Source organism: Nocardia brasiliensis ATCC 700358 (assembly GCF_000250675.2).
GTDB classification, from domain to species: Bacteria; Actinomycetota; Actinomycetes; order Mycobacteriales; family Mycobacteriaceae; genus Nocardia; species Nocardia brasiliensis_B.
In genome coordinates, this window is sequence record NC_018681.1 from 5,045,240 (window position 1) to 5,062,922 (window position 17,683).

General features: G+C 68.9%; 17 protein-coding genes. 7 read left to right on the plus strand and 10 right to left on the minus strand.

Annotated elements, in window-relative coordinates:
* Positions 1–137 precede the first annotated feature (137 nt).
* The 3 genes from O3I_RS22410 (at position 138) to O3I_RS22420 (ending at position 2,686) form a co-directional block, all read left to right on the plus strand.
* Positions 138–548, plus strand: coding sequence for a TetR/AcrR family transcriptional regulator (locus tag O3I_RS22410; protein WP_014985263.1), 411 nt, complete (start codon positions 138–140; stop codon positions 546–548).
* Between the two features lie 27 nt (positions 549–575).
* Positions 576–1,271: a DUF2993 domain-containing protein gene (locus O3I_RS22415; protein WP_014985264.1), complete on the plus strand. Its 696-nt coding sequence runs from the start codon at positions 576–578 to the stop codon at positions 1,269–1,271.
* 209 nt (positions 1,272–1,480) lie between these two features.
* Complete coding sequence (locus O3I_RS22420) at positions 1,481–2,686, plus strand: glycoside hydrolase family 76 protein (protein ID WP_014985265.1); 1,206 nt, start codon at positions 1,481–1,483, stop codon at positions 2,684–2,686.
* Here O3I_RS22420 and O3I_RS22425 read toward each other — a convergent pair whose 3' ends face one another.
* A complete protein-coding gene (locus O3I_RS22425) occupies positions 2,687–3,862 on the minus strand; it encodes a P1 family peptidase (protein ID WP_014985266.1) in 1,176 nt (391 codons plus the stop codon).
* Positions 3,863–3,866: 4 nt separating this feature from the next.
* Positions 3,867–4,484 (minus strand): TetR/AcrR family transcriptional regulator, encoded by a 618-nt coding sequence (locus O3I_RS22430; RefSeq protein WP_014985267.1) that lies wholly within the window; start codon positions 4,482–4,484, stop codon positions 3,867–3,869.
* A gap of 116 nt (positions 4,485–4,600) precedes the next feature.
* On the opposite strand from O3I_RS22430, the gene O3I_RS22435 reads away from it, so the two are divergent.
* The gene (locus O3I_RS22435) at positions 4,601–6,010 is read left to right on the plus strand and encodes an APC family permease (protein WP_014985268.1); all 1,410 of its coding nucleotides are present in this window, start codon (positions 4,601–4,603) and stop codon (positions 6,008–6,010) included.
* On the opposite strand, the gene O3I_RS22440 is transcribed toward O3I_RS22435, so the two are convergent.
* From O3I_RS22440 to O3I_RS22455, 4 genes are all read right to left on the minus strand, one after another.
* Positions 5,998–6,984, minus strand: coding sequence for an AraC family transcriptional regulator (locus O3I_RS22440; RefSeq protein ID WP_041562782.1), 987 nt, complete (start codon positions 6,982–6,984; stop codon positions 5,998–6,000). The genes O3I_RS22435 and O3I_RS22440 overlap by 13 nt on opposite strands.
* A 64-nt stretch (positions 6,985–7,048) precedes the next feature.
* Complete coding sequence (locus tag O3I_RS22445) at positions 7,049–8,554, minus strand: sugar ABC transporter ATP-binding protein (RefSeq protein ID WP_041562783.1); 1,506 nt, start codon at positions 8,552–8,554, stop codon at positions 7,049–7,051.
* Positions 8,551–9,618, minus strand: a complete 1,068-nt coding sequence (locus O3I_RS22450; protein WP_014985271.1) for a sugar ABC transporter substrate-binding protein — start codon at positions 9,616–9,618, stop codon at positions 8,551–8,553. Before O3I_RS22450 ends, O3I_RS22445 begins: the two co-directional genes overlap by 4 nt.
* A gap of 30 nt (positions 9,619–9,648) precedes the next feature.
* Positions 9,649–10,698, minus strand: a complete 1,050-nt coding sequence (locus O3I_RS22455; protein ID WP_202804864.1) for an ABC transporter permease — start codon at positions 10,696–10,698, stop codon at positions 9,649–9,651.
* A gap of 179 nt (positions 10,699–10,877) precedes the next feature.
* On the opposite strand from O3I_RS22455, the gene O3I_RS22460 reads away from it, so the two are divergent.
* Genes O3I_RS22460 through O3I_RS22470 form a run of 3 tightly spaced genes read left to right on the plus strand, consistent with a single transcriptional unit; the run spans position 10,878 to position 12,917 of the window.
* A complete protein-coding gene (locus O3I_RS22460; RefSeq protein ID WP_041564170.1) occupies positions 10,878–11,681 on the plus strand; it encodes an SDR family NAD(P)-dependent oxidoreductase in 804 nt (267 codons plus the stop codon).
* 10 nt (positions 11,682–11,691) lie between these two features.
* Positions 11,692–12,507 carry a molybdenum cofactor biosynthesis F family protein gene (locus tag O3I_RS22465; RefSeq protein WP_014985274.1) on the plus strand — a complete coding sequence of 272 codons (816 nt, stop codon included), beginning with the start codon at positions 11,692–11,694 and terminating at the stop codon, positions 12,505–12,507.
* Between the two features lie 14 nt (positions 12,508–12,521).
* A complete protein-coding gene (locus O3I_RS22470) occupies positions 12,522–12,917 on the plus strand; it encodes a nuclear transport factor 2 family protein (RefSeq protein ID WP_014985275.1) in 396 nt (131 codons plus the stop codon).
* On the opposite strand, the gene O3I_RS22475 is transcribed toward O3I_RS22470, so the two are convergent.
* The 4 genes from O3I_RS22475 to O3I_RS22490 are packed head-to-tail and all read right to left on the minus strand — an operon-like array spanning position 12,914 to position 17,660.
* Positions 12,914–13,852 (minus strand): helix-turn-helix domain-containing protein, encoded by a 939-nt coding sequence (locus O3I_RS22475; protein ID WP_014985276.1) that lies wholly within the window; start codon positions 13,850–13,852, stop codon positions 12,914–12,916. The genes O3I_RS22470 and O3I_RS22475 overlap by 4 nt on opposite strands.
* The gene (locus O3I_RS22480) at positions 13,849–15,387 is read right to left on the minus strand and encodes a GMC family oxidoreductase (RefSeq protein ID WP_014985277.1); all 1,539 of its coding nucleotides are present in this window, start codon (positions 15,385–15,387) and stop codon (positions 13,849–13,851) included. The genes O3I_RS22475 and O3I_RS22480 overlap by 4 nt, the downstream gene beginning before the upstream one ends.
* 6 nt (positions 15,388–15,393) lie before the next feature.
* Positions 15,394–16,515, minus strand: coding sequence for an N-methyl-L-tryptophan oxidase (solA, locus tag O3I_RS22485; protein ID WP_014985278.1), 1,122 nt, complete (start codon positions 16,513–16,515; stop codon positions 15,394–15,396).
* An 11-nt stretch (positions 16,516–16,526) separates the two neighbouring features.
* Entirely contained in the window at positions 16,527–17,660 is a 1,134-nt protein-coding gene (locus O3I_RS22490) for a tyramine oxidase subunit B (RefSeq protein ID WP_014985279.1), read from the minus strand.
* Positions 17,661–17,683 lie beyond the last annotated feature (23 nt).

Sequence of the window (17,683 nt, forward strand, 5' to 3'; positions counted from 1 at the left end):
GATAGCCAGATAATTGCCGTCACAGCCGGGTGTTAAGAGTCCCCTAATGGAACCCTAACCAGCGCCGAACCGGCACCGGCGCCACGACCGACAAGATCCCGTGGTCAATGCCCACATCCTGCTAGGCTGCCGATACTATGTGCGCCGACCGCCCTTACCATCACGGTGACCTGCGGAACCGCCTGCTCGAACGCGCCGAGCAGGCCCTACGCGAACAAGGCGTCGAGCAGCTCTCGTTACGTCAGCTCGCTCGTGACGTAGGTGTCACGCACAACGCCCCCAGCCGCCACTTCGCGGATAAACAAGCCCTGCTCGATGCCCTGGCCGTGACCGGATTCCAGCGCATCGGCGCCGCGTTCGACGCCGTCGCCGCACAAGCCGAGCCGCTGCCCTTCGAGGGTCGTTTCCGCGTGCTGGCGCGGGCCTACCTCGACTTCGCGCTCGCGAATCCGGCACTGCTCACGCTCATGTTCGCGCGCAAGCACAGCCCGACGGGCGGCGCCGAAATGGGCGCCGCCGTCGCGGCGGCGTTCGCGGTACCCGCATGATGGTGGGATGGGTGAACGGGTGAGCACATGCGCGGACTGCTGATACTGATCGTGGTCGCGGCGATCGCGCTGCTGGTCGGCGACCGGGTCGCGGTCACCATGGCGCAGCACGAGATCGGTCGTCAGATCGCCGCGGAATATCAACTGGCGCAACAACCGAACGTCGACATCACGGGTTTTCCGTTCCTGACCCAGGCCGTCGACGGCACCTACCGCGAGATCGATATCCGGGTCGGCGACTGGAGCGGACAGGGCCTGACGGTGCACGACCTCGATATCACGCTGGTCGATGTCGCCGCGCCACTGACCGATGTAGTACAAAGCCGCACCTCGAATTTCGTCGCGGCGACCGCTACCGCGACCGCCGTGGTGCCGTACGAGGCCGTGCGCGGCTTCGCCCCGTCGGGTGTCGAGTCGATCTCCTACAGCCCGGACGGGTTGCGCGTCGCCGGAACCTTCCCGGTGGAGGGGATCCCGGTGCCCGGAACCGTGGTCGTGACGGTGGCGCCGACCGACGGTGGCATCGAGGTCACCCCGGTGTCCGTGCAGTCCGCGGTCGGCGGTCCGGCCATCTCCCTGGCGATGCTGCGCAGCACGCTCACCTTCACGGTGCCGCTGCAGCGGCTACCGCTCGGCGCCCGCCTGACGGCCATCCAGCCGGGCGCCGACGGCCTGCACGTGACCGCCGTGGCCCACGACGTCCGGTTCTCCGACCTGCCCTGAGCCCCCGCTCACGGTGCCGCCCACCGCCGCTCGTCGCGCCTGCGCACGATGTGGTGGCCCGGCCCGGCGCAGGAAACTGTTTGCGGAATGTTCGTTCGGGGCACGCCCTGCGCGTGGCACTGCTCTGTTCTCATGGATCGGGAAGAGTTCGAGTGTGCGGGGCGGGTGGGTGCCGGCCGCGGCGATGGTTGTCGAGGGAGTCCGAGCGGATGGATCGCCGGCATGCGGGGATCAGCAGGCGCAGGGTGTTGCTGGCGGCAGGCGCCTCGATCGCACTCACCACCGTGACGCCGCCGACGCGGGCGGTGGCGATCAGTGGGAACGTGTCCAGCGGCCCCGAATCACCGGCACAGCGGGCGGATCTGGCGGAACGGGCGATCGTGCAGCGGCATGTGCGCACCCTCTGGGGTCACCCGCACCTGCGGCTGGGCACGCTCGTCTGGCCCTCGTCCCTGCTGGATCAGTCGTTCGCGCGCTGGTGCTACTGGTGGCAGGCTCATTTGCTGGACTGCGCGGTGGACGCCGCAGAGCGCGCCCGCACCCCCGAACGCGTCGAGCGGGTCGTCGCCCTGGCCCGGGGCATCCGGGCCCGCAATCTCACCGGCTGGACCAACCGCTACTACGACGATATGTCTTGGCTGGCACTGGCTCTCGAACGCGCCGACCGGCTGCTCGGCGTCCGATTCGACGGTGCCGTCGCGGAATTGGCCGCCGATCTGATCGCGGGCTGGAATCCCGCCGTCGGCGCGCTACCGTGGCGCAACGACGACGAGTACTACAACACCCCGGCGGTCGGCCCCGCCGGTATCGTACTGGCCCGCTTGGGCGAACTGTCGCGCGCCGCACAGCTCGCGGACTTCCTGGACAGCCGATTACGCGACACCGGCAGCGGCTTGATCCTGGACGGCGTCCACGAGCCGGGTGGCCGGGTGGAACGCACCATCCACACCTACTGCCAGGGTGTCGCCATCGGCCTGGAAACCGAATTGGCCACGCGCACCGGCGAATCGAAGCATCTGCGGCGTGCCACCGACCTCATCGGCGCGGTCGCGGACCGGCTCACCACCGCCGGGGTGGTCGCCGCTTCCGCCGACGACGACTCCGGGTTGTTCATGGGTATCCTCGCCAGATACCTCGCCGAAGCCGCACTCGCACTGGGCGACACCACCGCCGCGCACATCGTGCACGCCTCCGCACAGTCCGCGTGGCGGCACCGTGCCGAGGTCGACGGACTGCCCCTGTTCGGCGTCGACTGGACCCGTCCCGTCCCGGTGCCTCGACACCCGCTGACCCTTCCCCAGCTCATGTACTCTCCCGCCGACACCCCGGCGAACCTCAGCCGCGACCTCTCGGTCCAGCTGAGCGCGTGGATGCTCCTGGAAGCCGACCACCGGCTGACCGCCGCAGGCCGCTGATCACCGGAAACCGTTGGACAGCAGAGCCTTCAGCTGGTCGTACGGGAGAGCATGCGACTGATGACCGTCGCGCCCGGTCATCGCACTGTTCACGACGAGGGCGTTCAGGACGGCTTCCTCGACCGCTTGGACCACCGCGGTGTACATGGGGTCCATGCGGTTCCAGGGGAGCCTGGCGGTGCTGACGAGTTCGGCAGTCGCAGGATCACCGAGCGGAAATCCCGTGTCCGCCGGGCGGTCGTCCGCCGTGGAGAAGGCGAGGAACAGGTCGCCGGAGAACAGGCTGCCGGTGGTACCGGTGCGGGCCAGCCCGAACGGCACCCGGCGAGCCATCGCGGTGCACTGCAACGGATCCAGCGGCGCGTCGGTCGCGACGACGACGATGACCGAACCCGAACCGCCTGGCGCGGCGGGTGATTGATCGGGTGCGACACCCCAGTCCGTCGTTTCCATCGGATTGGGCACGTCGAGTTGCGCGCCGACGCGGTGCCCGCGGATCGTCAGTTCTTGGCGCGCACCGAAATTCGCCTGCAGGAACACTCCGACGGTGTACGTGCGCGACCCGAACTCGACCCGCCTCGACGCGGTGCCGCTGCCTCCTTTGAACCCATAGCAGTTCATTCCGGTCCCACCGCCGACCGAGCCTTCGTCCAGCGGCGCGCTGCGGGCCGAATCGAGCGCGGCGACAACGATTTCCGGCGTGACGTGGCCACCGTTGATGTCGTTGAGGTAGCCGTCCCAGGTTTCGGCGCAGACCGGCAGCAGCCACTCCCGGGCCAGCGCCGGATCGGTCCGGTTGATCCACTGGATCGCACCGGTGTGGCACGCCCCGATGGCATGGGTGTTGGAGATCGTGACGGGCATCGCCAGCTGCCCGACCTCGTCGATCCATGCGGTGCCGGTCATTTCGCCGTTCCCGTTGAGCGAGTAGCGGCCCGCGGCGCACGGGCGCCCGAGACCGGACCGGCCGCGCGGCAGTAGCGCCGTCACGCCGGTGCGCACCGGGCCCGCCCCCACCCGCATCGGCCCGTCGCCCGCGATCAAAGTCTGATACCCCACCGCCACGCCGGGCACGTCGGTGATCGCGTTCCACGGCCCCGGTTCGCCCTCGGGGGCGATGCCGAGGGCCCGTGCCCGCGGGCGGCCGTCCGGGGCGAACGAGTGCTGTTCGGTCATCGGCTCATCCTTCGGGTGTGGTGATGTCGGCGCAGCCCGTGGCGGTCCGCGCGTAGGAGCAGATCAGTTCGGCGGCACGGCTTTTTGTGATCGACCGGTTCCGGCTGACGATATGCAGGCCATAGGCGTCCTCCAGCGCGACCAGATTCGCGGCGACATCGAGGATGGGCGCGTCGATCGTGAAGTGCCCCTGCGCGATACCCACCTCCAATGCGCTCAGGTACACCGCGACCTGCTGCTCGAACAGTGCGGTGATCCGGTCGCCGTGCTCGGCGGCGACGCTGCGATAGGCGGCCAGCCGGTACAGCGCGACCACCAGTTCGTCGGAGTCCGAGGCAGGCAGACCCGCCCAGATCAGCGCGCCGATCTTCGCGCGCGCGTCGCCGATCCGCGCGACCATGGCCAGCCTGCCGCCGAAGAACCGGTCACTCGCGTCGCGGTGCACCTCGCGCAACAGATTGTCGAGATCGTCGAAGTAGTAGTGCACCGTCGCGGGTGATACCCCCGCGGATTCGGCGACCTCACGGATCTTGAGCTTGCCGACGCCGCGGTCGGACACCGCGGTGAGCGCGGCGTCGAGGATCACCCGACGCGCCTGCTCCTGATCCTTCCGGCGTGCCATCTACCCCTCCTGTTTCCCCATACTGATGACCGATCAATTATCCAAAACGTCGAAAATCAGATCTTCACAGCGACTTTAGTCCATTCTTTGACTGTACATCAAAGAAAGGACCGGCCATGGCGACCCAGACCACCGGCCACACCGCCGACGACGACCATCGACAACCGCGCTACCGCCAGCAGCTGTCCCGAGCGCTCGGCATGGGCGAGAACATCCTGATCACGCTGTCCGCGGTCACCCCCGCGTCGAGTGTGTTCATCATCATTCCGGCGATACTGCTGGCGGCGGGCGGCGCCTCGGTGCTGACGCTGGCGATCGCGGCGGTGGCGTCGGTGTTCATCGGCCTCTGCTACGCCGAGCTGGCCACCACCTTCCCGATCACCGGTGGCGAATACACCTGGGCCGCACGGCTACTCGGCCGCCCCGTCGGGTTCGCGCTGTTCGCGCTCACGCTGGTGAACGGGGTGTTGATCATCGCGGTCATCGCCCTGGGCACCGGCGACTATCTCGGCGTCGCGATACCCCAGCTCGGCGGCAAATGGGTCGGCATCGGCGTCATCGTGGTGACCACCGGTATCGCGATCCTCGACATCAAGGCCAACGCCTGGGTCACCGGCGTTTTCCTGTGCGTGGAGATCGCGGCGATCGCGGCGCTGGCCTTCCTCGGCTTCAGCAACATCGAACGCGGACCGTCGGAGTGGCTGCACGCGGTCACCGTGACCGAAGGCACCCAGACGAACATCGGCGTCGGTGCGTTGATCGCCCTCGTCCCGGTCGCGCTGTTCGGCTACAACGGCTACGGCGCGGCGGTGTACTACGCCGAGGAGACCAAAGACGCCAAGCGCACCATCGGCCGGGTGATCATGATCTGCCTGGCCGCGACCGTCGCCATCGAGATCGTGCCACTGGCGGCCGTCGTCCTCGGCGCACCCTCGCTGACCGACCTGCTGAGCAGCGCAGCCCCGATGAACCACTTTCTCACCGCGCGCGGCGGAACCACGGTGAACACCCTGGTCAGCATCGGTATCGCGATCGCGATCGTGAACGCGGTGATCGCGATCATCCTGCAGATCTCGCGGCTGCTGTTCGCCTCGGCGCGCGACCGCAGCTGGCCCGACCCGATCGATCGGGCGCTGGGCAGCGTGCACCCGCGGTGGCATACGCCCGCGCTCGCGACCATCGCGGTGGGTGCGGCGGCCACCGTCGCGGCGGCCGTGCTGCCGCTGTCCTGGCTGATCACCGCCACCGGCGCCGGACTGGTCCTGGTGTATCTGTTCGTCGCGCTGGCCGCGTTCCGGGTGCGCAGCCGCCCGGCGTCCGGCGGCTACCGCATGCCGCTGTGGCCGCTGCCGCCGATCGTCGTTGTCGCCGCCATGGGTTACGCGGGCTACAGCGTCATCGACGCGTCCTGGCAGCAGATGGTGGTCGCGGTCGCGGCGATGCTGCTCGGCTGCGCCTACTACCTGATCTATCTGCGGCCGCGGCCGGACCGCTGGCAGCTGCCCGATCCCATTCAGGAATCGTGAGGCACCACGGATGACGAGACCGGTTGCGCGCGTTGCGCGCACCGGTACTCGTGCGGACTGAGCCCGTAGGCCGCGCGGAAGGTCCGGCTGAAATGCGCGGCGTCGGGGAAACCCCAGCGCGCGGCGATCGCGGCGATCGAGCGGTCACGCCGCAGCGGGTCGCGCAGATCGCGCCGGCAGCGTTCCAGCCGCCGCTCCCGGATCCAGCCCGCGACGGTGGTCGACTGCTCGTGAAAGAGCTTGTGCAAGTAGCGGGTCGAGATGAAGTGCGCGGTGGCGATGCGTTGCGGCGCGAGATCCCCGTCGCCGAGATGCCCTTCGATATAGGACATCAGCTGCGCGGTGAGCGGGCGCCGTACCGCGGACCGGGTCGCCGCGAGCAGATCGAGCCGGGTGCCGAGCACGGTGACGAGCAGATCGACGATATTGTCCGCCAAACGGGTTTCGGCCGGTCCGGTCACCTCGTCGAGGTGGCCGGCCAGCTCACGCAGCAGCGTCGACAACAGCGCGCCCGCACCGTTGTCACCGGATACCCGGCGCGCGGTGACCGCCGCGATCCGATCCTCGGGCAGGCACAGTGCGCGTCGCGGCAGCATCAGCACGAGTTGACGGTAGGGTCCGTCGAACGCCATCGCGTACGGGCGGCTCGTGTCGTAGATCGCGAAATCGCCCTCGGCCAAACGGGTTTCCCGGTCGTCCTGAGTCAGCAGGCAGGCTCCCTGCAACTGCACGCCCAGCTTGTAGCATTCCGGATCGGATCGCGCGATCAACGCCTCGGTCCGGCGCACCACGTGCGGCGTGGCGCCGACCTCGGTCACCTGCAGCGAACCCAGTGCCACACTGCGCAATCGGCCGTCGAACGGCTCGCGTCCGACGCGTTCCACCTGCAGGGGCACGAAGGTGTGGGAGACGGCGTCGCGGAAGCTGTCGAATCGGTCCACCCGCGGCCACCGCGGCGGCATCGCCACTGACATGTGCCCTCCTAGATGATGCGGCACCGGCAGGTAACGATCATATACGATTTCGCCGCGAGCAGGGTCAGGCCGCACCGGTATTCATGGCGTGCAGCAGGGTGTGCTGATCGATCCGATCGCCCTCGAGCGTCGCGCACAAGCGTCCGCGATACAGCACCAGCACCCGATCGCACAGTGCCGCAAGCTCATCGAGGTCCGTCGAGCAGAGCAGCACCACCGTCGTCGCGGCCGCGGTACGCAGCAGGACGTGCAGGTCCGCCTTGCCGCCGACATCCACGCCGCGCGTGGGATCGTCCAGCAACAGCACCGACGGCTCGGCCGCCAGCCACTTCGCCAGCACGACCTTCTGCTGGTTCCCGCCCGAGAGCAAGCCACAGGCCAGATCCACGTCGGCGGTGCGAATCCGCAGCCGTCGCACCAATTCTCGGGCGCGCGCCCGCAACTTGCCGGGCGTCAGCAGGCCGCCGTCGCGACCCAACGCCACCGATCGAACCTGGGCCATGTTCTCCCACACCGGCTTGTCCAGCATCAGCCCGACCCGCCGCCGGTCGCCGGATACCAGCGCCACCCCGGCGGCGATCGCCGCACGCAGACCCGACGGCCCGGATCGACCGTCCGGGAGCGTGATCCGGCCCGCACTGGGTGCGCACAGCCCGGCCACGACGTCGATGACGGCGGTGTGTCCCGAACCGACGAGCCCCGCGATGCCGACGATCTCCCCTGGCGCGGCGCTGAATTCGAGACCGTGCAACCGGCCGGGCACGTCCACGCCCTGCACGCGCAGCGCACCACCGGCCGGCCCGGATGAGCGCGGCACCGCCACTTCGGTTGCGGCGCTGCCGCGCTCGCCGAGCATCGCCGTCACCACCTGTGCCAGATCCAGCTCCGCGCGCGGCACCGCCGACAGCACGGTGCGGCCGTCGCGCAGCACGGTGATCTCGTCGCACAGCGCCATGACCTCCTCCAGGATGTGCGAGACGAACACCACTGCGACCCGGCGTTCGCGAAGTACCCGAACGATATTCAGCAACCGGCGGGTGCCCGCCTCGTCCAGCGCCGAGGTCGGTTCGTCCAGGATCAGCACGCGCGGCTCGGCGATCAGCGCCTTGGCGATCTCCACCAGCTGCCGCTGCGCCAGGGACAGGGTGCCGAGCACACGGCGTACATCGACGTCGAGACCCAACTGCGCCAGCACCGGTTCGGCGCGCGCGACCATCGCGGCCCGGTGGCGGAACGGCCCGCGAGTCGGCTCGCGCATCGGATACAGATTGGCCAGCACATCGAGATCCGGGAAGAGATTCAATTCCTGGGACACCACGGCCACGCCGTGCCGGGCGGCCTGGGCCGTCGAGCTGAACGACACCGCATGCCCGCCGAGGCGCAGGGTGCCTCGATCGGGTGCCACCGCACCCGACACGACTTTGATGAGCGTCGACTTCCCGGCACCGTTCTCCCCGAGCAACGCGTGCACGGTGCCCTCGCGCACGGTCAGCTCGGCATCGCGCAGGGCGGTGACCCCGCCGTATGCCTTGCCGATACCGCGGACGTCGAGCATTGCCGCACCGGTCATTTCGCGTCCGCCAGCGGACGCAGATAGCTGCCGGGGTCGGCGAGCTGGCGCGTGGCCGCGTCAGCGAACCACTGCCGTCTGCTCTCGTCGCTCTGCTGGCGCGCGATGATCTCGTCGATGTTCGCGGCATTGATGATCAGCCCGCCCGGATTCCACCAGCCCTGCGTCAGCGGTTTCCCGCTGCGCGCGTGTTCGGCGAGCAGCCGGATCGCGAGGTAGCCCTTGAGCCAATGCTCCGGCGAGGCGAGCGCGGCGACGTAGCCGTCTTTCACCCCGACCAGCGCCTGCGCGTCGGGATCACAGGATCCGACCAGCATCCGGCGACCGGTGTTCTTCTGGATCAAGGACAGCGATACCGCGTCGGACGCGCCGGCCCCGAGGTAGGCGATCGCGTCCGGATGCGCCTTCACCGTGTTGTTCCATTTGTTGTAGTTGTCCGTGGGCTCGGATCCGGTGTCGAACGGCCCGAGCACGGTCAAGGTCGGACGCTGTTCTTGCAGTACGGCTTTCATGCCGTCCAAACGCTGACTCAACAGGGTCAACCCGGGGATGTCGTTGCCGAGTACCACCTCGCCGGTGGTACCCACCGGAATGTGCTTGATGATCTCCACGGCCAGACTGCGACCGAGCTCGGTGTTGTCGTTGCCGACGTACAGTCCGACGTCCGCGCCGGCCGGTGGCACCGTATCGACAGTGGCCAGCGGCACCCCCGCGGCGGCGGCCTGTTGCAGCGGGCGCACGAACAGATCCGGTGTCAGCGTCTCCATGGCGATTCCGTCGCGCGCGGTGCGCACCGCGGCCTGGAACTGCGAGACCTGCTGGGGCCCGTTGATCGACGGCGGTGCGGTCTCGGTCAGATCCACGTCACCGGCATCGGCCGCCCCGGCCGCGGCCCCCAATGCCATCTCCTGGAACGGATTCTGTGAGGTGGTGGCATAGACGAAGGCCATGCGCAGCGTGCCGCTCTTCGGCCCGTCGCCTGTGCCGCCGCCACTGCCGCATGCCACCAGTACCAGCGCGCAGCCCGCGACCGCGCCGCGCAACCACTTGTTCGATCGATGCATCACGATCTCTCTTCCTTCGAAAAATGTGCTCTACCGCCCGAATTCGGACCGTTTGGCGCGCCGGCGGCTGCGCAGCAGGCTGTCGATGGCCACCGCGACCAGCACGACCACGCCACTGGCGAACGCGCTCCAGTTGACGGGGATGTCGAAATAGACGAGGCCGCTGGACACCACGCTCAGCAGCACGGCGCCCGCGACCGCGCCGACCACCGTCGCGCTGCCGCCGCGCAGCGGTGTCCCGCCGATCACCGCGGCCGCGATGGCCTGCAATTCGAACCCCGTGCCGACATTCGGGTCGCCCGAGGTGAAGAACGCCAGCCCCAGCACGCCGGCCAGCCCGCACAGCGCGCCGACGCCCATCAGCACCAGCAGCCGGGTGCGGGCCGTCGAGATGCCCGAGAAGGCAGCGGCTTCCGGGTTCGACCCGATGGACCGGACCCGATAGCCGAACGGCGTCAAACGCAGCACGACGGTGAGCGCGGCGGTGACCACCAGCAGCACCCACACGCTGACCGGCAGGCCGAGCCAATTACCCCCGACGATCGTGAAAAACGAACTCCGCAAAGGTAACCCGTTCACCTGCTGCCCGTTGCTCCACGCCGCTGCCAGACCGCGATAGACCTGCATTGTTGCCAAGGTCGCCACGATCGCCGGAATCGCGATCACCTGGACGACAAGCGCGTTCGCCAAGCCGAGCAGCGCGCCGAACGCGATCGCGGCGCCCGCGGCCAGCCACGGGTTGATCCCCGAGCGCATCAGCACCGCGGCGGTGATCAGGCTCAACCCGAATCCGGCGCCCACCGAGAGGTCGATCTCCCGCATCGCCAGCAGGAAGGCCATCCCCGCCGCCAGCAGCGCGACGTACACCGAGGTCTGCAGGACGTCGCGAATCTGGCCCGCGCTCAGGAAATCCGGATGCAGGATGCCGATGAACACCACCAGTGCGATGGTGGCCAGCAGGACACTGTTGGACTCGGCGTGCAGCATCCGCCGCACCACCGGTGGCACACCGGTCGATGCGGTCTTCGCGGTACTCGGCCGGGTGGCCGGTTCACGCTGTTCGGTGTCATTGGCGCTCACGATCGCGTTCCTGTCGTCGAATGTGCGAACCAGCTTCCGGCACCGGGGCACGAGATCCCTTGTCCCTGCGTGCACAGTCCTTGTCCGCCAGAACACCCGCGCCGCGCAGCTCTCGAAGCGGCCGGGTGGTGCTGGTTACGGTCGGCCGGACAACAGCGATTCGGAGATCTCGTATGGACATGACGAAACGTTTGGCGGGCCAGGTCGCCCTCGTCACCGGCGGCGGCACCGGCATCGGGGCGGCCACGGCGCGCCGGCTGGTCGCGGAGGGTGCGGCGGTGGTGCTGGCCGGGCGGCGGCGCGAGCCGCTCGAGGCGGTGGCGGCCGAATTGGGCGACGCCGCCCTCGTCGTCGCGGGCGATGCCGCCGACACCGCCGACGTCGAGCGCATGGTGGACGCTGCCGTAGCCCGCCACGACCGGCTGGACCTGGTGGTCGCCAACGCGGGCGGGCACGGCCTCGGCACGGTCGCCGAGATCGGCGACCAGGACTGGGAACTCGGTATGCGGACCAATGTCACCACCGCGTTCGTGACCGTCCGCACAGCGCTGCCGCACCTGCGGGCGCAGGGCGGCTCGGTCGTCGTCGTGTCGTCACTGGCCGGGTTGTTCGCCGGACCCGCGGTGGCCGGCTATGTCACCGCCAAACACGCGCTGATCGGCCTCACCCGGTCGCTGGCCCGCGATTACGGCCGCGACGGCGTCCGGGTGAACGCGCTGTGCCCGGGCTGGGTGCGCACCGCGATGGCCGACGAGCAGATGGATGTGCTTGCCGCACAGCGCGGTATCGATCGGGAAGCCGCCTATCGGCTGGTCACCCGGGACACCCCGCTGGGCAGGCCGGTGGAGCCCGCGGAGATCGCCACCATCGTCGCGTTCCTGCTGTCCGCCGATGCCGCCGCGATGACCGGGTCGGTCGTGCTCGCCGATGCCGGCGCCGCCGCCGTCGACCTGCCGACGATCGCGTTCGCGCCCCACGATTGAGGAGACACCGATGACCGAGAACATCACTGCGGTAAAGGATCTGGCTGTCCCGGCGGGATGGAAGGGGATGGACGATTTCGCCGCCGGGATCGACGGCAACCGGATACCGCCGACCGATCGGCTCACCGACCAGTGCTGGTCGCTGCGCCGATCCGACGAGGAGCACACCGAATTGCGTTTCCGCTCGGCGGATCAGGTGCGGTGGACCCGCGGCACCGAGTCCGGCGCGGACTGGTATCAGGCGATCGAGGTGTCCCCTGACGTGTTCTTCCTCGATCAGACCTTCGCGGACCGTCCACACGTCAGCGAGGTCACGGTGGTGCACCTGCCGACGGCACGGACCGTGACGATCGAATCGACCATCGCCGCGCAACCGACACCCGGTGTCCCACAGGTGTCCCAGCGCTTCCTGGCCGGTGTCGTCGATCCCGGCGACGGGCGCGTCCCGAGCGGTGCGGTGCCCGGACCGACCCGCGACCTCGTCGGCTGGCGCGCCCTCTACCGATACAGCCCGCACCATCTCTACGAACATCTCTACCTCAGTTCCGAACGCTATTGCTGGCAGTGCCTCGTCGGCGAGCAGCGCGGCCACGGCGACGTCGATCTGGCGACCACCTGGAAACTCGCGGACGACTTCTACGTCTTCACTTTTCGCGAGTTCCTCATCCCGGTCGCCGCGACCTGGCTCTACGATCTCGCCGCGATGCGTTCCACCGGCAAGTTCTTCGGCATCGGCAAGGGCGGCGCGGTGCGCAACGCACCGGGCGGCGCGCATATCACCAGCCTCGGCCGCGTGCAGTATCCCCAAGACGAGCAACCGATTTGAGAGTGAGCGACGCCATGAACCGTGACCTCGAGGTGATCAAGGCCCACTACGCCGCCTCCGACCGTGGCGACCTGCCCGGCATGCTGGCGCCGCTGGCCGCGAACGTGGCCTGGACCGAGATGGCGGGATTTCCCTACGCGGGCACCTATATCGGCCCGGACGCGGTGCGCGACAACGTCTTCGCGCGGATCGCCGCCGAATGGGACGGCTATACAGCCACCGTCGACGAAATCGCGGGCGGCTCGGACGGCATCGTCATCGGGATCGGTACCTACTCGGGCACTTTCCGGGCGACCGGACAGGCGATGGCCGCGCGCTTCGTGCACGTGTGGCGATTGTCGAACGGGAGCGTCGAGCGCTTCGAGCAATTCACCGACACTGCTGCCGTGCAAGCCGCGATGCGCGGTTAACCAGCCGGAAAGTTCCCTCTCCCGTTGAGGATTCGGTATTCGCGGGGCGGCACACCGTAGGTCAGTTTGAACAGCCGGCTGAAGTGTGCCGCGTCGACGAATCCCCGGCGCGCCGCGACCGCCCCGACCGCGAGCCCGTACAGCGCGGGGTCGGTCAGGTCGGCGCGGCAGTATTCCAGCCGCCGCTGCCGGATCCAGCCGCACACCGTGGCACCCTCGGAGCGAAACAGCTTGTGCAGGTAGCCGATTGAGAGATGCGCGGCCTCGGCCGCCATCGCCGGGGACAGGTCCGGGTCATCGAGATGGTCTTCGAGGAACGCCTTGACCCGCGGCAACACCGCCTGTTGCGCGACGGCGGTCGCCGCCGGGTCCTCGTCGGCGTGCGCGGCCAGCACGGTCGCCACCAGATCGACGACGATATCGGCCAATCGGAGCAACTCGATCGTGCCCAATTCGCCGGTCCTGGCGGTCATCCCGGACAACAGCGTCGACAGCAGCGCGGTCGCGGGATGTCGCCGGGCCAGCACCGTCGCGGTACTCGCCTCGACACCGGCGGCGGGCAGGCGCAGTACGCGGCGCGGAAACGCCGCGACCTGTAACCGGCACGCGGCGTCGAACAGCACCGAATACGGCTGCGCCGTATCCAGCACCGCGACATCGTTCGTGCCCAGGCGTACCTGCCGACCGCCCTGGCTCAGCAGGCAGGACCCCCGAACCGGCACCAGCACTTTGTAATACGCCTCGGCCCGATCCCGCACCGTGCCGTCGGCCCGATGCGGGATCGCGGAGACCTCCGCGAACACCAGCTCCCCCGCGACGTGCCCGCGGATGCGACCACGAAAATGCGCCGCGTCGTCCACCACGATATCCAGCGGCGAGTCCGGACGGGCCGGGGCGCGGCTCCCGGTCGCGGAGTCGATGCGGGTCACCATCATCGGCCCCGCATCGCGGGTGCGGGCGCGATCAGGTCCGCGGCCCGCTCGGCGATCACCATGGCTGGTGCGTTGGTGTTGCCGGTCGTGATGGTCGGCATCACCGAGGCGTCCGCGACCCGCAGGCCCGCTACCGCGCGCACCCGCAGCGCCGGGTCCACCACGGCGTCCGGTCCCACGCCCAGTGCGCAGGTGCCGCACATATGGTGGTAGGTGATCACCGTCCGCCGGATGTAGTCCCGCAGGTCCGCGCGGGAACGTACGCGGGGTCCCGGATACCGCTCGGCCGCGCCCCACTCCCGCAGGGCGGGTGCTGCGCCGATCTGTCTGCACAGCGTGACCGCGGCGGCCAGCCGATCCAGATCCACCGGTGCCGACAGCACTTTCGGATCGATCAGCGTCGGCCCCTCCGCGCCGGCCACGGTGAGCCGCCCGACACTGTCGGGCCGGATCAGCCCCGCTATGAGCGAAAACCCGTTGTCCGGCCCCGACATCCACGACCGGTCGTAGAGCGGAACGCTGAAATGCAGTGGCTGCACATCGGGTACCGGCAGTTCTGGCACACTGCGCCAAAACAAGTGGGTTTGCGCGTGCGGCAGCCCACGCGTGTGCACGATCTCGCGTTCGGCGGTGAAGAGCACCGGCACCAGCCAGTGATCCAGCAGATTCCGGCCGACGCCGGGCAGATCCGCAACCGGCTCGATGCCGGCCGCCCGCAGTTCCGCGGCCGGACCGAAGCCCGAGCGCAGCAGCAGCGCGGCCGAATCGATCGCGCCCGCCGTCAGCACCACCTCCGCCTGCGCCGACGCCCGGAACGTGCGGCCGTCGATGCTCCCGGCCACACCGTAGGCGCGGCCCCGGCGGGTCAAGACGCGGTGCACCTGTGCACCGGTACGCACGGACAACCGGGAATTGCCCAGCGCCGGTTTGAGATAGGCCTCGGCGGTGGTCAGGCGCATGCCGTCGCGCAGGGTGAAATGCGCGCGCCCCGCGCCGTCCTGCACTCCGCTGTTGTAGTCGGGGTTGGCCGCTATCCCTACCTGCCCGGCCGCGGCGAGAACAGCCTCCTGGATCGGATCGATCGCATAGTCGCTGAGCACATCGAGCAGTCCGGCGGTGCCTTTACCGCCGGAGTCGTGGTCGTAGCGCTCGATCCGCCGGAACAGCGGCTCGATCTCCCGCCACGACCAGCCGGCGTCACCGCACCGGGCCCAGGAGTCGTAGTCGGCCGGGTTGCCGCGCACGTAGATGGTCGCGTTGAGGGCGTGCGATCCACCGAGCACCCGCCCGCGCGGCAGGTGCAGGCGACGGCCGGCCGCGTGCGGCTGTGCGACGCTGAAGTAGTCCCAGTCCTCGGGCGCGTGCCACAGCTCGTGCATCCGCAGCGGGTCGCGGATGGCCGGATTGGTATCGGGGCCACCGGCTTCCAAGACCAGGACGGTGGCGTCGGTGCGGTCGAGTAGCCGGCGCGCGAGCACCGAACCGGCCGTGCCCGCGCCGACGACGATGTAGTCGGCCTGCAGTTCGTAGTCCGGCACCCGCGTTCACCTCGGGTGCGTGGACAGCGCGAAGTTGCTGTCCCAGAGGTCGTTACGGGTACCGGTGAGCAGATCGGCGGCGATCTCACCGAAGACCGGGGCGAACTTGAAGCCGCGTCCCGAGAACGCGGTCAGCAGCAGCATGCCGGTGTCCTCGTCGAGATCCACCAGCGGCAGGTCACCGGGCGCGCACAGGTCGTGATGCATCGAGTAGCGCACCGGTTCGGGATTGAGGTCAGGGATGAAATCTGTGGCCCACCGGCCGATTCGACGCAGGTCCTCCCGGCTGAACACGGGAACGTCGTCGGGCGAGGCGATCGCGGGCCACAGCGGTTCGGTCGCCACTTTCACGCTGTAGGAGTCGTGACTGGGCGTCCCGTACAGATGCACCCCGTCGGCATCGCGGATGAACACCGGAAAGCGGTCCGAGCCGAACATCTCGGGATGATGCGGCATGAACCAGGTGAGCGAGAGCGGCAAAATCTGCAGGAATCCCTTGAGGTCGGGGCGGAGCCGAAGCGTCCAGGAACCCGTGGCCACCACCACCTTCGCGCAGGTGAGCCGGATATCGGGCGTCACCACCGCCAGGCCGCCGCCCTCCTCGTCGAAGTCGGTGACCGCGGCGTTGGTCAGCACGCGCGCGCCGTGCGACCGTGCCGCCAGCACGGCCGCGAGCACACTCGCCTCCGGATAGAGGCTGCCCGCGTGCCGGTCCAGCACCGCGACGGTATCGTCGTCGACCCGGTGCTGCGGATAGCGCGCCCGCAACGCGGGCGCGTCCAGCACCTCGTGCGGCAGGTCGAATTGCTCCGCCGAGGCAATGGATTTGGCGATACCGCCCGAGCCCGCCGTACCGATCTGCAGCGCACCGCATTCGTCGTACAGTGACCGGCCCGTCTCGCGCTCCAGCTCCAGCCACAATTCGCGCGCCCGCCGCAGCCGTGGCACATACCGCGGACCTTCGTGCACGGCCGAACGGAACAGGCGGGAGTCGCCCGCGTAGGAGCCGCGCGCGTGACCGATGCCGAACTGTTCGATACCGATCACGTCGAGCCCGCGTTTCGCCAACTGCCACAACGCCATCGAACCGGCGCTGCCGAGTCCGACGACGATCACATCCGCATCCATGGTTCGGCCTCTCATGCCAATTCGGGCGATTGCCAAAGGTTCAACGTGGTGCCGATCCCCCGTCGCACAGCGTTGCGGTACACCACGGTGCCCCAGGCGACATCCTCGACCGGCATGCCGCCGACCGAGAGGAGCACGATCTCGTCGTCGGCGCGGCGTCCGGTCGCGGCTCCGGCGGCGATCGCACCGAGATCGACCAGATCGCTCTCGTCCATCGCCCCGGCCTGGATCATGTCCATGAACTTGCAGCCGACGATCGGAATCCGATGATGCGACGGGTGTCCGACCTCCTCGGCCCACGCCTGATAGAGCCGGACGTTGTCGACGACCTTGCGAATCTCCGGCGCCTGCATGCCCGCATCGATATCGCACGGAGCGGGCATGCTCAGAAACGCGCCGGGACGCACCCAATCCCGCACGATCAGTGGGTAATTCGCCGGATCGCCGGGTACACCGGTGGTGCAGTAGGTGACGATATCGCTGTCCCGGACCGCTTCCTCGTTCGTGTCCACGACGATCGTTTCGAGCTGGGGATATTCCTTGGCGACCCACTCGCGGAACGCGGCGATGCTCCCCTGCCCGCGACCTTTGATCTTGACGACCGCGAGGTCCGGGCACGCGGCCACGAACGCGGCGAGCGAGGTGCGGGCCATGACGCCGGGACCGACGAGGCCGACCACGCGCGAGTCGCGGCGCGCCAGCAGCCGCGCGCCCACGCCCGGCACCGCGCCGGTTCGATACGCGGACAACAGATTCGCCGACATCAGCGCCAGTGGCGCGCCGGTGTCGGTGTCGCTGAGCAGGAACATGAGGATCGACCGCGGTAATCCCTTGGCGCGGTTCGCGATATTCGATCCGTACCACTTCATCCCGGCGGTGCCGAAGCTGCCGCCGAGGTAGGCGGGCATCGCCATGAACCGTCGCTCCGGGGTATTGGCCGGCATGGCCGGGAACGGCGAGTCGTCCGGAAAGGTGATCATCGCGCCGTGCGAGTCGCTGTTCGGGCCCGCCATGCGGTAGTCGCCCTGATGCAGCAGCACGAAGGTCTCCTGCATCGCGTCGACGCAGGCGGCCATATCGGTCACGCCCGCCGCGATCATGTCCGGCTCGGACAGGTAGAGGAAATCGATCGAGGGCTTATCCATGCACGTTCCTTGTCTTTTCGCGG